Origin of the sequence: Amycolatopsis sp. 2-15, from assembly GCF_030285625.1 — a bacterium.
In the GTDB taxonomy this organism is placed as follows: domain Bacteria; phylum Actinomycetota; class Actinomycetes; order Mycobacteriales; family Pseudonocardiaceae; genus Amycolatopsis; species Amycolatopsis carbonis.
The window spans coordinates 7,896,500-7,910,634 of sequence record NZ_CP127294.1 but is presented as its reverse complement, the minus strand read 5'-3'; the positions used below and the strand labels follow the sequence as shown (position 1 = coordinate 7,910,634).

Annotated in this window: 14 protein-coding genes; 9 read left to right on the top strand and 5 right to left on the bottom strand. The window is 72.2% G+C overall.

What is annotated here, in order from left to right; genetic code table 11:
• Window positions 1–10: 10 nt before the first annotated feature.
• The 3 genes from QRX50_RS39180 to QRX50_RS39170 all read left to right on the top strand — a co-directional run bounded on the left by QRX50_RS39180 (window position 11) and on the right by QRX50_RS39170 (window position 3,352).
• Complete coding sequence (locus QRX50_RS39180) at window positions 11–1,342, top strand: MmgE/PrpD family protein (RefSeq protein WP_285968114.1); 1,332 nt, start codon at window positions 11–13, stop codon at window positions 1,340–1,342.
• Window positions 1,339–1,935, top strand: a complete 597-nt coding sequence (locus QRX50_RS39175; protein ID WP_285968113.1) for an MmgE/PrpD family protein — start codon at window positions 1,339–1,341, stop codon at window positions 1,933–1,935. The genes QRX50_RS39180 and QRX50_RS39175 overlap by 4 nt, the downstream gene beginning before the upstream one ends.
• A gap of 283 nt (window positions 1,936–2,218) precedes the next feature.
• The gene (locus QRX50_RS39170; RefSeq protein ID WP_285968112.1) at window positions 2,219–3,352 is read left to right on the top strand and encodes a hypothetical protein; all 1,134 of its coding nucleotides are present in this window, start codon (window positions 2,219–2,221) and stop codon (window positions 3,350–3,352) included.
• A gap of 4 nt (window positions 3,353–3,356) precedes the next feature.
• On the opposite strand, the gene QRX50_RS39165 is transcribed toward QRX50_RS39170, so the two are convergent.
• The 3 genes from QRX50_RS39165 to QRX50_RS39155 all read right to left on the bottom strand — a co-directional run bounded on the left by QRX50_RS39165 (window position 3,357) and on the right by QRX50_RS39155 (window position 5,969).
• Entirely contained in the window at window positions 3,357–4,082 is a 726-nt protein-coding gene (locus tag QRX50_RS39165; RefSeq protein ID WP_285968111.1) for an alpha/beta fold hydrolase, read from the bottom strand.
• A gap of 100 nt (window positions 4,083–4,182) precedes the next feature.
• Window positions 4,183–5,088, bottom strand: a complete 906-nt coding sequence (locus QRX50_RS39160) for an AraC family transcriptional regulator (RefSeq protein WP_285968110.1) — start codon at window positions 5,086–5,088, stop codon at window positions 4,183–4,185.
• Window positions 5,089–5,177: 89 nt separating this feature from the next.
• On the bottom strand, window positions 5,178–5,969 hold the full coding sequence (locus QRX50_RS39155) for a serine protease (RefSeq protein ID WP_285968109.1): 792 nt from the start codon (window positions 5,967–5,969) through the stop codon (window positions 5,178–5,180).
• A gap of 325 nt (window positions 5,970–6,294) precedes the next feature.
• Between QRX50_RS39155 and QRX50_RS39150 the strand changes: the two genes are divergently transcribed.
• Complete coding sequence (locus QRX50_RS39150) at window positions 6,295–7,053, top strand: enoyl-CoA hydratase/isomerase family protein (protein WP_285968108.1); 759 nt, start codon at window positions 6,295–6,297, stop codon at window positions 7,051–7,053.
• A gap of 6 nt (window positions 7,054–7,059) precedes the next feature.
• On the opposite strand, the gene QRX50_RS39145 is transcribed toward QRX50_RS39150, so the two are convergent.
• Entirely contained in the window at window positions 7,060–8,172 is a 1,113-nt protein-coding gene (locus QRX50_RS39145) for a 3-isopropylmalate dehydrogenase (protein WP_285968107.1), read from the bottom strand.
• Window positions 8,173–8,228: 56 nt separating this feature from the next.
• The gene (locus QRX50_RS39140) at window positions 8,229–8,984 is read right to left on the bottom strand and encodes a FadR/GntR family transcriptional regulator (protein ID WP_285968106.1); all 756 of its coding nucleotides are present in this window, start codon (window positions 8,982–8,984) and stop codon (window positions 8,229–8,231) included.
• 142 nt (window positions 8,985–9,126) lie between these two features.
• Between QRX50_RS39140 and QRX50_RS39135 the strand changes: the two genes are divergently transcribed.
• The 5 genes from QRX50_RS39135 to QRX50_RS39115 are packed head-to-tail and all read left to right on the top strand — an operon-like array spanning window position 9,127 to window position 14,130.
• Window positions 9,127–10,287, top strand: a complete 1,161-nt coding sequence (locus tag QRX50_RS39135; protein ID WP_285968105.1) for an ABC transporter ATP-binding protein — start codon at window positions 9,127–9,129, stop codon at window positions 10,285–10,287.
• On the top strand, window positions 10,284–11,180 hold the full coding sequence (locus tag QRX50_RS39130; protein WP_285968104.1) for an ABC transporter permease: 897 nt from the start codon (window positions 10,284–10,286) through the stop codon (window positions 11,178–11,180). The genes QRX50_RS39135 and QRX50_RS39130 overlap by 4 nt, the downstream gene beginning before the upstream one ends.
• Window positions 11,164–11,964: an ABC transporter permease gene (locus QRX50_RS39125; RefSeq protein ID WP_285968103.1), complete on the top strand. Its 801-nt coding sequence runs from the start codon at window positions 11,164–11,166 to the stop codon at window positions 11,962–11,964. The genes QRX50_RS39130 and QRX50_RS39125 overlap by 17 nt, the downstream gene beginning before the upstream one ends.
• Window positions 11,954–12,724: an SDR family NAD(P)-dependent oxidoreductase gene (locus QRX50_RS39120; RefSeq protein WP_285968102.1), complete on the top strand. Its 771-nt coding sequence runs from the start codon at window positions 11,954–11,956 to the stop codon at window positions 12,722–12,724. The genes QRX50_RS39125 and QRX50_RS39120 overlap by 11 nt, the downstream gene beginning before the upstream one ends.
• Complete coding sequence (locus tag QRX50_RS39115) at window positions 12,721–14,130, top strand: amidase (RefSeq protein ID WP_285968101.1); 1,410 nt, start codon at window positions 12,721–12,723, stop codon at window positions 14,128–14,130. Before QRX50_RS39120 ends, QRX50_RS39115 begins: the two co-directional genes overlap by 4 nt.
• Window positions 14,131–14,135 lie beyond the last annotated feature (5 nt).

Sequence of the window (14,135 nt, the reverse complement as noted above, 5' to 3'; positions counted from 1 at the left end):
TGATCTTCCGATGGCGTCCGACTCGACCCGGCTCTTCTGCGCGCACGCGCGGAAAGCGGCCGAAGCGCCGCTGCCCGGCGCGGTGGCCCGGGCCGCGCGGCGCAGTCTGCTCAACGTGCTCGGCGCGGCGATCGGCGCGGCCCGCACCCCGGCGGTCGAGGCATTGCTCGCCACGGCGGCCGAGCTCGGGGCCACCGGCGCCGTCGGAGTCCCCGGCCGCGGCGAACGGCTCGACCCCGAGTGGGCCGCGATCGTCACCGGCACGGCCGGGCACCTCGACGACTTCGACGACACCCACCTGGACACCGTGATCCACCCCGGTGCCACCGCGCTCGCCGCCGTGCTGGCGCTCGCGCCCGAAACCGCTCCCGATGGCGCTACGGCCCTCACCGCGTTCGCCCTCGGCTGCGAGGCACAGCTGCGGATCGGGGTCGCCATTTCGCCGAGCCACTACGACCGCGGCTGGCACATCACGGGCACGTGCGGCGTGTTCGGCGCGGCCGTCGCCGCCGGCCACCTGCTCGGCCTCGACGCGACGCGGCTCGGCCACGCGCTCGGCATCGCGGCGACGGGCGCACTCGGCCAGCGTGAGGCCTTCGGCTCCATGACCAAACCGCTGCACGCGGGGAAAGCCGCGGCCACGGGGGTGTTCGCGGCGCGGCTGGCGGCCGTCGGGCTGCCCGCGCCCGACGATCCGCTCGGCCCCGGCGGCGTGCTGCCGGTGTTCGCCGAGCCCTGCTACGAGGAGCTGCGGCGCGCCTGGACCGGCGCGTGGGAGCTGGAGCGCAACACGTTCAAGCCCTACCCGTGCGGGATCCTGGCGCACCCCGCGATCGACGCCGCCGTCGCCGCGTCCGCGTTGATCGGCGAGCCGCGGTCGATCACGGCCGTCGAGATCCGGTGCCACCCGCTGGTCCCGGAGCTGATGGGCCGCGCGCAGCCCGTCGACGGCCTGCAGGCGCGCTTCAGCGCGCGGCACGCGGCGGCCGTCGGCCTGCTCGATGGCGAGGCCGGGCTGCGCCAGTTCTCGGACGAGCGCGCAGCCGCCGCGGACGTGGCCCGGCTGCGCGAGCTGACGAACCTCGTGCCGGTCGCCGAGTGCCCGCGGGACTCGGCGACGGTGCGCGTCGAACGGGAAGGGGAGGATCCGGTGGAGGTTCACGTCGAGCACGCGCGCGGCAGCGAGGCCCGGCCGCTCACCGACGAGGAACTGTTCAGGAAGGTCGACCGCCTGGTCGAACCGGTGCTCGGCATCGGCGCGGCCCGCGAGCTGGCGGCGGCCGTCGACGGGCTCGCCACCGCACCCGGGCTCGGCGCGCTGCTGGACGCGGTGGTCGCGTGACCGAGCAGATCCTGGCCCTCGTCCACGCCCCGGTGGCCGGCTCCCCGGAGGCCGCCATCGCGCTCGCCCTCGTCCGGGCAGCCGAGCCGGCCGACGTGGTGCGCGAGGCACTGGGCCCGGTGGCCGAACGGTCGACCGGCCGCGCCCGCCTTTTCGGGACGGCGGCGGCGAAACTGCACCTCGAGTGGGCCGCGGTGGTCGCCGCGGTCGCCGCACTGGACGGCGCGGCCGACGCCGTCGTCGCCGGCTACGCGGTCGCCCGCGCGGTGGCCGACGGCCTCGGCCCGCACCACGCCGCCGCGGGCTGGTGCCTCGAAACCACGGCGGGCACAGTCGCCGCGGCCGCCGCGGCGGCCCGCGTCCTGGACCTGCGCGGCCCGGCCCTGCGCCGCACCATCGGCATCGCGGCGACGCAGGCCTCCGGCCTGGCCGCACTGAAGGGCACGCCGCTGGGCGCGGCTCAGCTCGGGCACGCCGCCGCCACGGGGGTGGAGGCGGCTTTCCTGGCGCGCAACGGGGTCACCGCGGCGGAGGATCCGTTGTCGGGTCGGCGGGGGTTGTTCGCGTTGATGCGGCCGACGGACGAGTCCTGACCCAGGCGGCGGGCGTGGATGCGGGGTGGTTCGGGTACGCGGTGACTACGTACTGAGGCGGCCGGCAGATGAGTACTGAGTGGACAGTCGGCGACCGTCAGGTGTACCCCTGACTCACTGTGAGCGTGGGCGGCATCAGGGGTATTGCGGAACCCCGCCACCCACCCCTAGCGTGGCCGCGAACGTAGCTTCGGGTCCTGGGGGTCTCATGTCGGTGCGTCGTCGGGTTCTGGTTGCTTCGCGGGCGGTTGTGGCCGCCGCGGTGCTTGTCGCGGGAGCGGTGGTGGCGTCGCCGCCTGCGTTGGCGGCGACGGCGCCGACCAATCTGCCCACGGGGCAGTACACCCTGAGCGCGGACTACCACCAGTTCGACACCGTGAACACCGCGCTGGTCTCGACCTTGGGCACCGCCGCCGTGCACACGGTGATGGACAACGCGAACCACGACCGCACGGCGCTGCCGTCGTCGGTGTCGGTCGCCGGGCTGGCCGACGGGTTCCGCTTCGACAGCGCGGACAACTCCGACTGCGCCAACTACCCGCAGGGCATCACCACCAGCCGCGACGCCGTGGGCACCGCGAACAGCGGCAACTACGACGGCCACCAGCTCGTGCTCGTGAGCTGGTACACCAAGGACGGCTGCGACGGCGCACAGGCCCGCAGCCGCATCACGCTCGTCGACTGGGACGCGACCTATCCCAACAAGTACCGCAAGATCCTCCTCGTCGAGCCGACCGGTACGGCGGCGGCACCGGACTTCAAGGACATCCCGATCCACGCCGGCGGCGTGTCCTGGTACGGCGACTACCTTTACGTCGCCGACACCGGCCACGGCATGCGCGTGTTCGACCTGCGCAAGATCCTCAAGACCAACACCGGTGGCACCGCCGGCCAGATCGGGCACCAGACCGGCAGCGTGTACTACGCCCACAACTACGCCTACGTGCTCCCGCAGGTCGGCACGATCACCTCGAAGACCACGTCGGGCACGAACCTCGCGTGGTCGTCGATCTCGCTCGACCGCGTGAGCAAGTCGATCGTGATGGCGGAGTACACCTGCCAGTCCGGTTGCACCGCGTACCCGAACCGCGCCCCGCGCGCGATCAGGTTCCCGTTCGCCGCGGGCGCGACGACGTTCGCCGCCACGACCACGGCGAGCGAGGCCCTGCAGCTGCCCTGGTACAACCTCAACGGCGTCGCCTCGCACAACAACCGCTGGTGGTTCAACTCCTCGGGCCAAAAGAAGCTCTATTACTGGACCCCGGCGACCGGCCCGGCGACGCACACGTGGATCTCCAGCGGCGAAAGCCTGTCGTACTGGGAAGACACGACCAACGCCGATCTACTGTGGACACTTCAGGAAGGCGCGGGCAACCGCAACGTGTTCGCGGTGACGCAGGCGACCTACGGCGCCTGACCCGTCAGTCGCGGGCGGCTTCCTCGATCGCGGTGGCGAGCCGGTCCGGTGCGGTGAACATGACCTCGTGGCTGCCGCGCAGCTGCACGAGGCGGTACAGCCCGAGCCGGCCCGACATCCGCGGGTGCCAGCCCCATTCGCCGGGCGGCAGGGCGGTGTCCTCGGTGGCGTTGATGTAGCTCTTGGGGAGCTCGCTCGCGTAGAAGCGCGTGAGGTCGAGCTTGTCCAGGAACGGCTGGTACGGCTCGGTGGACAGCTCCTTGTGCGTCGACGCCGCGAGCTCGGCGTCGGCGTCCTGGATGAACGCCTCGCGCCACAGCGGGAACGGCATCGCGACCGAGTTGTCGTCGCTGGCGGCGGCGGTCTGCGCGAACATCTCGCGGTAGTGGGGCGGGAGCTCGTCGTTGAGACTGTTTCCCGGCGCGGGGACGAAGGCGTTCCAGAAGATCAGCCGCTTGAGCCGCTCGGGGATCTCCTCGGCGACGCGGGCGATCACCGTGCCGCCGAAGCTGTGGCCGAGCAGGACGACGTCGTGCAGGTCGGCAGCCGTGATGGCGTCGACGATCGACTGCGTGCAGTCGTTGTGGTCGACGTCCTTGGCCACACCGTTGCCGTGGCCCGCGACGGTCGGGGTGTGCACTTCGTGGCCGCGGTCGCGCAGGTGCTTGGCGACCGGCTCCCAGAGCGGGCCGTCGTGCCAGGAACCGTGGACGAGGACGAGAGTGGCCATGGGGCCTTCCCTTCGCGAGCGGTGATGCGGTGGCGGGGAAGCTAACCCGGGCGCCGGCCGCGCCTGTCCGGAATCCGCGGCCTGGCCGCAATGCGCGGGCTCAGCCCCGGTGCAGGTCGTCGGACGGGGTGGTGCCGAACGTCCGGCGGTAATCGGCCGCGAAGCGCCCGAGGTTGCCGAAACCCCAGCGGGTCGCGACTTCGGCTACGGATTTTCCGGCGCCGGCCAGGAGTTCCGCGTGCACGCGTTCGAGGCGGACCTGCCGCAGCCGGGCCGTCGGGGACGTGCCGAGCTGTTCGCGGAAGTGGTCCTGCAGGGTGCGCGGCGCGACGTCGGCTGCGGCGGCGATGTCGAGCAGGCCGACGGCGGCGCCGGCGTGGGCGTCGATGTAGGCACACGCCCGGCCGACGACGTCGGCGGCGTTGCTCTGCCGGCGGGTCGGGGCGGGGCCGCCGAACGAGTCCAGCGCCGCGACGGCGACCAGCTGCGCCACCGACGTGCCGAACGGCGCTTTCAGCAGGCCGTGGGGGAGCACCTCACGGACGACGAACCGGGTGACCGCGTCCCAGGGCCCGGGGTCGATCGCCAGGCCGGTGCGGATGTCCGCGGTCCGGCCCGAGGCGGCCGCCGCGCGGGCGAGCAGCTTGCCGGGGAGCTTCACGGTGAGCAGCCGGCAGCCGGGGCCGAACGTCAGGGCGTGGGCGGACCGCGCGTCGAGGGCGACGGTCTGTCCGGTCGCGACGCGGGTGTCCTTGCCGACGGTGAGCTCGCCGGCGAGCGGACGGGAGAAGAGCACGAAGTCCCCGAACGGCACGGGATCGACCTGCACGGGATCGCCGCCGTAGGAGAGGGAGAAGACGCCGAGCTCGTCGCCGGACGCTTCGGCGTGGCGGGCGTGGAACGCCGGGCCGCGCGGGGTGAGGTCGTGGGGGCGGTCGGAGCCGGCCACCTGGGCGCGGGCCAGGTCGACATCGCGGGTGTCCAGCCGGACGGTCATGCTCTCCATCGCGCCTCCCGCACCCGGCCGCCGCACCGGATGGTGGGACACGCTACCCCGCCGGCGGGCTCGTTCGCAGCCCGCCGGCGGGGCGGTGGTCAGCCGAGGTGGGAGCTGATGACCTGGTAGTCGTTGCCCACGTTGGTGTACACGCCGGGGAACCCTTCGCGCGCGCAGCCCTGGCCCCAGGACACGATGCCGGCCAGCTTCCCGTCCACGTAGGCCGGGCCGCCCGAGTCGCCCTGGCACGAGTCCTTGCCGCCCTCCGGCACGCCCGCGCAGAACATCGACGCCTTGTCGAAGTTGTCCCCGATCTTCTCGTACGCCTCGGCGCACGTGGCGTTGTCGGCCACCGGCACGGTGACCTTCAGCAGCCCGTCCGAGACGTCGCCGTTCTCCGACGTGGTGCCCCAGCCGACGACGGTGACGTCGGCGCCCGTCTGGTAGGCCGGGTCGTCGGCCGACTGCACCAGCGTGGCGGGCTTGAAGGAGAGGTTCTTGTCCAGCGTCAGCACGGAGTTGTCGTGCTGCATGCCGTCCATGGTGAAGTCGGGGTTCTGCCAGACGTCCGTGACACCCGCCTTCTCGCCCGTGGTGTCGGAGAAGTTGGTCTGCCCGCCGATGATCTCCATCTGGGCGGGTTTCACGCCGTCGGTGCAGTGCGCCGCCGTGAGCACCTTGTTCGGGGCCACCAGGCTGCCCGCGCAGTGCTGCGCGCCGTCCACGTTGAAGATCACCGTGGCGGGGAACTCGTCGATCGTGGTGGGCGTCCCGCCCACGATCAGCGGCTCCTGCCCGGCGGACGCCGCGGGCGCCCCCGCCGCGGCCACCACCCCCGCCGCCACCACCCCGGCCAGCGCGGCCACCACGCGCCTCGCGTCTGCCCTCATTCGCCCTCTCCCTTCGCCGGACCTGCAGGATCTCGTCCCTGAGCAGACCAGAGAGCGCCGGGCGCGGGTTAGCTACGAAAGTCGTGACCTGAAAATTTGCGAAGATGGTTGGTTTTTGTCTGACGGGCTCGAATGCCTTCCGAGTGCCGCCGGCGACTGACGGGGGCGGACGCAGGAAGCCCGAAGGAGGCCGGGGGAGCCCCGGTCGCCCCGGGAGCGCGGGAGTCCACTCAGGACGGTGCTCGCGCGGCGCGCGAGGGCAGCTTCCGGGTCCTTTCGGGTCGTTTGCCCCGGGGCCGCCGGTGTTCGTCCTTAAGATCGGCTCATGCCCAACTGGACCGTGGAAGACCGCGACGGCGTTGCCCTGCTGACCTACACCCGCCCGCCCCGCAACTACCTCGACTTCGCGTCGATCGCGGAGCTCGGCGACCGGCTGGAGGAGCTCGCCGAGCGCTCCGGCGAGGTGAAGGTCGTGATGCTCACCGGCGGCGTCGACGGTTACTTCATCGCCCACGGCGACCTCGAAGACCTCGCCCGCCTCGGCCGCGGCGAGGGCCAGGACGGCCCGCCCGCGTGGCGGCGCGTGACCGACCTCGTGCGCGACCTGCCGCAGCCCGTGGTCGCGGCGATCGACGGCCAGGCCTGGGGCGCGGGCAACGAGCTGGCCATCGCGTGCCAGCTGCGCGTCGCCTCCGAGCGCTCGCACCTCGGCAACCCCGAGGTCAACGTCGGCATCACCACCGGCGGGGGCGGCACGCCGCGCCTGCTGCGCCTGATCGGCCCGGGCCTCGCCGCCGACGTCCTCCTGCGTGGCCGCCTGTTCGGCGCGGCCGAAGCGCTGCGCGTCGGCTGGGTCAACGAGGTCCTGCCGAACGAGGGCTTCGTCGACGCCGCCGTCGAGTGGTGCCGCAAGCTCGTGGAGCTACCGACCAACGCCGTCTACGCCGCGAAGCGCGTGCTGGTGCAGAGCGCGGAGCTTTCGCTGGACGAGGGCCTGGCCCTGGAGCTCGACGAGTTCCGCAACATCACCGGCAACAGCCCCGAGATGCTCGCCCGCATCGACCAGATCCTCGCCGGCCACTGACCTCGCTCAGGCGAGCGCGCTGATCAACGACCGCGCCGGGTCGCCGATCGCCACCGGGTCCACCGTCGTGACGCGGTCGGCGATCCGGCGGCCGAGCTCTTCGGTCGTGGCACCCATGTCCGGGCCCGCCAGCGCGGGGAGCTCGGCGAGCACGGACGCGGCGGCGGCCTCCAGTGCCAGCGCCGCGTCGCGCTCGCCGAGGGTGGCCAGGCAGAGCGCGGCCGACAGCACGGCCGCGGCCGGGTTCGCCCAGCCGCGGCCGGCGATGTCGGGTGCGGAGCCATGCACCGGCTCGAACATGCTCGGCGCGCTGCCGGTGGGGTTGTGGTTGGCGCTCGCGGCCACGCCGAGTCCACCTTGGACGGTGGCGCCGAGGTCGCTGATGATGTCGCCGAAGAGGTTGTCGGTCACCACCACGTCGAAGCGGCCCGGGTTCGTCGGCAGGTGCAGGCACATCGCGTCGGCGTGCACGTAGTCGTGTTCCACGTCGGAATAGCGCGTGGCGACCTCGTCGACGACGTCCTGCCACAGCTGCCCGGCGTGCACGAGGATGTTCGTCTTGTGGCACAACGTCACGCGCCGCCGGCGCCGCTGGGCCAGGCGGAACGCGAACTCGACGATCTCCGTCGTCGCCGCCACCGTGGTCACCGAGTTCTGCAGCGCCACGGCGTGCGGCGTCCCGGCATGGGTCGTCGAACCGCCGCCGGCGTAGAGGCCTTCGGTGTTCTCGCGCAGCACCACGAGGTCGCAGTTCTCCGGCGTCACGCCCTTCACCGGGCTTTCCACGCCGGGGTAGAGCCGGACCGGCCGGACGTTCACCGACTGGCGGAACGCCACGCGCAGCGCCACGATCAGGCCGCGTTCCAGGATGCCGGGCGCCACGCGCGGGTCGCCGACCGCGCCGAGCAGGATCGCGTCGTGCTCGCGCAGCTTCTCAACGGCCGGGTCGTCGAGGACCACACCGGTGCGCAGGAAGTGCTCGGCGCCGAGGTCGAACTCCGTGGTGTCCACGGCGAAACCGAACTTCCCGGCCGCCGCGCGCACGGCGGTGAGAGCGGCGGCGGTCACGTCCGGGCCGATGCCGTCGCCGCCGATCACGGCCAGGTGGTGCTTGCGCATACGCGTCTCCTCTTCGACTGAGGCTTTGACGGGGACTTCTGCGGGGCGGGGGTGACCTACTCCGAGCGGACCGACGCGTCGAGCAATTCCAGTCGGCGCCGTTCCTCGGCCGACAGGCTCTGCCCGTACACGGCCGCGAGACTGTGGCGCGACATCGATGCAGCGGTCTCGGCGTCACCGCGCTCGATCGCGTCGTAGACCGCTTGGTGCGTGCGGACGAACTCGGCGCGCACCTCGTCCGTCTCCGTCGAAGAGTCCACAGTGTCGCGAACGAGGTCCACTATGGCCTCTTCGATCACGTCGTTGATGATGTCCATCAGCGCGTTGCCCGCCGCCTTGCGGATCGCGGCGTGGAACTGGGCGTCGGCGCGCGCGAACGCCTCGGTGTCGCCGGGCTCGACCTCGGCCATGAGCCGGATCGCCTCGGCCATCTCGTCCAGGTGCTCCTGCGTGCGCAGGTGCGCGGCGAGGAAGTTGGCCGTGGACCCGGTCATCATGCGGTACTGCACGAGGTCGACGAGCGAGATCTGCTCCACCTTCACCGCGCCGTTGAGCATCCGCGAGATGCCCTCGGTCATCGACGCCGAGACGCGGGGTCCCTTGTGGCTGCCGGGGCTGGTCTTGATCAGCCCCATGTTCTCCAGGATGCGCAGCGCTTCCCGCACGGTGGACCGGCCGACGGAGAACTGCTCGACCAGCGCGCGCTCCGACGGCAGGTAGTCGCCGGCCTTGAACTGGCCCCCGTAGATGGCGGCCTCGATCTGGGCGACGACCGATTCGAAGGCCCGGCCCTTGGTGACGGGGGTGAACATTCCGCAATCCTCTCGTGCCCACCCGCGTGAGGTCGACGGGGGCGAGCCGGTCGGAGGGAACGTCTTGACCCCGCCCGGGCGCCGATGAATGATGGCTCCCATCAACCTAGCATCTGGTCTGACCAGATGCTAGGAAGCTCGGATGGCACTCCACAACGAAGCGGAGGTGCGCATGCCCGCCACCACTCGGAGCCGGGCCGCGGACGTGGCCGCGGCGGACGCCCGGACGGAAGCCGACGTCGTGCTGGCCATGCGCGGCGTCACGGTCGACTACGGCGCCACACGCGTGCTGCACGAAATCGACTTGTCGGTGCGCCGCGGCGAGCTGATCGCGTTGCTCGGGCCCAGCGGGTCGGGCAAGACGACGATGATCCGCACCATCGCCGGGTTCGCCGAGCCGGCCGCCGGACAACTGCTGCTGCACGGGCGCGACCTCGCCGGCGTGCCGGTTCACCGCCGCAACATCGGCCTGGTCTTCCAGAGCTACGCGCTCTTCCCGCACCTGTCCGTCGCGGACAACATCGCGTACCCGCTGAAAGTGCAGAAGAAAGGCCGCGCCGCCATCAAGGCCCGCGTGGCCGAGCTGGTCGAGCTCGTGCAGCTGGCCGGGCACGCCGGCAAACGCCCGGCGCGCCTGTCCGGCGGGCAGCAGCAACGCGTCTCGCTGGCCCGGGCGCTGGCGATGGACCCCGAGCTGCTGCTGCTCGACGAGCCGCTGTCGAACCTCGACGCCAACCTGCGCCGCGAGGTGGGCGAGGAGATCCGGCGGCTGCAGCAGCGCACCGGGACCACGACGATCATGGTCACGCACGACCGGCAGGAGGCCTTCGGCATGGCCGACCGGATGGCCGTGTTGCGCGAAGGCCGGATCGAGCAGCTCGACACCCCGCGCGAGGTCTACCGGCGCCCGGTCAACGCGTTCATGGCGGGCTTCGCCGGCGACGCGAACCTGCTGTCCGGCACCGTGACCGCGACCGGCGAGCTGACCGAGGTCACCACGGCCGCGGGCGTGCTGGTCACCGGCGACGAAGCCGCTCCGGGCGCGGACGTCGTGGTGCTCGTGCGTCCCGAGGACGTGCGGATCGAGCCGCCGGCCCCGGCCGGGCCCGGGCTACTGGCCGCGACGATCGCCGAGAGCTTCTTCTACGGCAGCTCGCTCGTCGTGCAGGCCGACGCCGCCGGAACCAGGATCCAAGCCCTCGTCACCGGCACGGCGAGCACTCGGTTCGAGGCGGGACAACAGGTTTCGCTGCGTGTCGACGCGCGCGACGCCGTGCTCCTTCCACGCGGAGCCGGCGCATGACGGCCACGCTCACCCGACCGGCCACGCCGCCGCGCGCCACCGGAAAGGCCCGGAAAGCCCCGTCCCGCCGGGTCTTGCTGCTCCTGCTGCCGATGCTGGTGATCTTCGCCGTCGGGTTCGCGGTCCCGCTCTACTTCGTGGTCCGGTTCTCGTTCGAGCACTTCGACGCCGCCGGCGGGCAGACGTGGGGTTTCACCTTCGAGCAGTTCCTCACGATCTTCACCACGCCGCTGTACGGCAACCTGATCCTGCGCACGCTCGGCCTCGCGCTCGCGACCACCGTGATCTCCGCGCTGATCGGGTATCCGCTCGCGCTGGCGATCACGCGCGGCCCGCGGCGGCTGCGCGGTCCGCTCATGGCCGTGGTGACGATCCCGATGCTCACCAGCGTGGTCGTGAAGACGTTCGGCTGGCAGGTGCTGCTCGGCAGTGACGGGTTCCTGCAGCGCGCGCTCGACGCCGTCGGGCTGTCGTCGGTGAAGCTGCTGAACACGCCGACCGGCGTCGTGGTCGGGCTCGTGCACACCTACTTCCCGTTCATGGTCATCAGCCTCGTCGCCGCGTTGTCGGCGCTGGACCGCCGCACGGAGGAAGCGGCCGCGGCCATGGGTTCACCGCCGGGGCAGGTGTTCCGGCGCGTGACGTTCCCGCAGTCGCTCGATGGCCTGGCCGCCGGGTCGGCGCTGACGTTCGTGACGAGCATGAGCGCGCTCATCACGCCGCAGATGCTGGGCGGCGGCAAGGTGTCCACGATCGTCACGGTGATCTACCAGCAGGCCACGACAGCGCAGGACTGGCCACTCGCTTCGGCATTGGGTGTCGTGCTGCTGGTGATCACCTTCGTGATCCTGTCCCTGCAGACCTGGGCGGTGCGTCGTGCGACGCGCGGGTGAGCGCCGGCGGGCGGGCACGATCCTGTTCGGCGTGGTGATCGCCGTGATCGTGGTCTTCGCCCTGGCGCCGCTGGCGGTCGCGATCGGCTCGTCGGTCACCGAGACCGGGTACCTCACCTTCCCGCCACAGGGCTTCACGCTCAAATGGTTCGCGGCGGCCGCGGACGACCCCAAGTTCCTCGAGGCGCTGTGGACCAGCCTGGAGCTCGCGGCCACGACCACGGTGCTCAGCGTCGTGGCGGGCGTGCTCGCGAGCTACGCGATCGTGCGCCGCCCCGGCGCCGTGACCGGGGCACTGGAACAGGTGCTGCTGTCGCCGATCCTGCTGCCCGGGGTGGTGCTGGGGCTCGGCATCCTGTTCGCGCTGTCGTTGTCGGGCTGGCTCGGGACCTTTCCCGGCGGCCTGCTGGCGCACGTGATCATCGCCTCGCCCTTCGTCACGCGGTCGGTGCTGGCCGGGCTGCGGCGCCTCGATCCGGCGCTGGAGGAGGCTTCGCGTTCGCTCGGAGCCGGCGCGCTGCGCACGTTCGGCCGGATCGTGCTGCCGTCGCTGCGCGGCGCGATCGTCGGCGGCGCGGTGTTCGCGTTCGTCATCTCGTTCGACGAAGCGGTGGTCACGCTGTTCCTCACCGGCAGCGGGTTCACCACGCTGCCGATCACGATCTTCACCTACGTCCAGTACTCGAACAATCCGACGATCGCCGCGGTCTCGACCGTGATCGTGCTGGTCTCCGCGCTGCTCGTCGGGCTCGTGACGCGAGGGGGCACCCAGGATGAGCGCTGAGGGCACGCGGCCGGTGGCGGTGGTGACCGGGTCGTCGTCGGGCATCGGCCGGGCCTGCGCGGTCGAGCTGGCGCGCTGCGGCTGGGACGTTGTCGTCCACGGCCTCGAAGCCGACGCGGGGCTGGCCGAGACGGTCGAGCTGGTCGGCGGCGAAGGCGCCGCCGCCGCGCCCGTCGCGGGCGACATGCGGGAACCCGCGGTGGCGCAAGCGTTGGTACGCGCCGCCGTCGAGCGGTTCGGCCGCCTCGACGGGGTGGTCAGCAACGCCGGGACCGGGCTCACCAAAACGTTCGCCGAGCTCGGTGACGACGACTGGGCCACGCTGCTCGAAACGCACCTGCTCGGCGCGACGCGGCTGCTGCGGGCGGCGCGGCCGCACCTCGTGGCCGCGCGCGGCGCCGTGGTGACGATGTCGAGCCTCGCCGCCGGCCGGGCGCTGACCGGCCGCGCGGGTTACGGCGCCACCAAGGCCGCGCTCGAAGGCCTGACCCGACAGCTGGCCGCCGAGTGGGCGCCCGACGGCGTGCGCGTGAACGCGATCGCTCCCGGCACCATCCTGACTCCCTTGGTACGCACCAACTTCACCCGCGGGCTGCTCGACGAGGGCCAGGTGCTGCAGCGCACCCCACTGGGCCGGCTCGGCGAGCCCCGCGAAATCGCCACCGCCGCGCGGTTCCTGCTCTCGCGCGACGCGTCCTACATCACCGGCCAGACGCTGTCCGTCGACGGCGGCTGGTCCATCTGGGGAGGATGGTCATGATTCCCGAACGAGCGCTCGAGCTCCGCAACGCCGTCGTCGACGGGGTGCTCTCCGCCGGTGAGGTCCTCGACGAGACACTGGCCGGCATCGGGAAGACCGACGCGTCGCTGCACGCGTTCCTCACCGTCGACGAAGAGCACGCGCGCGAACAGGTCCGCGAGCTGGACCGCCGCCGCGCCGCCGGCGAGGAACCCGGGCCGCTGTGGGGCGTGCCGTTCTCCGTCAAGGACGTGTTCGACACCCGCGGCGTGCGCACGACCTACGGTTCGCGCGTCTACGACCACCACGTGCCCGACCGCGACGCCGAACTGGTGCACCGGATCCGCCGGGCCGGCGGGATCCTCGTCGGGAAGACCAACACCCCCGAGTTCGCGATCTACATCCGCACGGTCAACGACCTGCAGCCCGAAACGCGCAACCCGTGGGACCCCGCCTGCACCACGGGCGGGTCGAGCGGGGGCGCGGCGGCGTCGATCGCGGCCGGGCTGACCACGATCGCGGTGGGCAGCGACGGCGGCGGCTCGATCCGCGTGCCCGCCGCGTTGTGCGGCTGCGTCGGCCTGCTGCCCTCGCGTGGTGCGCTGCCCCGAACCGGCGGCCGCATCGGCACGCGCCGGTTCTCCGCCGGTGGTCCGATCACACTCGACGCACGAGACGCGCATGTGCTGTACCAGGTGATGGCCGGACCGTACGCCGGCGACGGGCTCAGCCGCGGCCTGCTGCCGACCGGGATCCGGCAGCCGGCCGGGATTCCGGTGACGCCGCGCGTGCGGTGGATCGGCGACAGCGGCGTACCCGGCGCGGACGGCGAAGTCGTGGCCACGGCTTACGAAGCCGCCGCCGGGTTCGCCCGCGAAGGCGGTGGCCGGCTCGACGAATCGGTGCCCAGCCTGGACTCGCCGCGGTTCAGCGAGGCGTTCTACGACATGATGCAGGCCGACCGGTTCTCCACCGGCGGCGAGGAGATCTTCCGCGACGAGAAGGCCAACGCGCTGCTGACCGACTACGGCCGGCACCAGTTCGCGCGCGGCTCGGCCGTCACCGGCGCCGCGTACTCGGCCGCGGTCGAGACCCAGCTGAAGGCCGTGGAACATCTGGAACGCCTGCTCGAGGGCGTGGACGTGGTGGCCACGCCGACCGTGCCGTTCACCGCGCCCCGGATCCCCGACGGTGATCTCGAACTGCCGGAAGACGCGCGACGCGGGTTCGTGGCCTTCACGTTCCTGCTCAACTACACCGGTTTCCCGGCGGTGACGGTGCCGTGCGGCACCGTCCGGTCGATGCCCGTCGGGCTGCAGCTGATCGGGCGGCCCGGCTCGGAGGACGTGCTGATGTCCTACGCCGCGACGTTCCAGGACCGCGTGTTCCGCCTGCCGCTCGTGCCCGCCCTGTCCCCGTCGCGTTAGGAGCG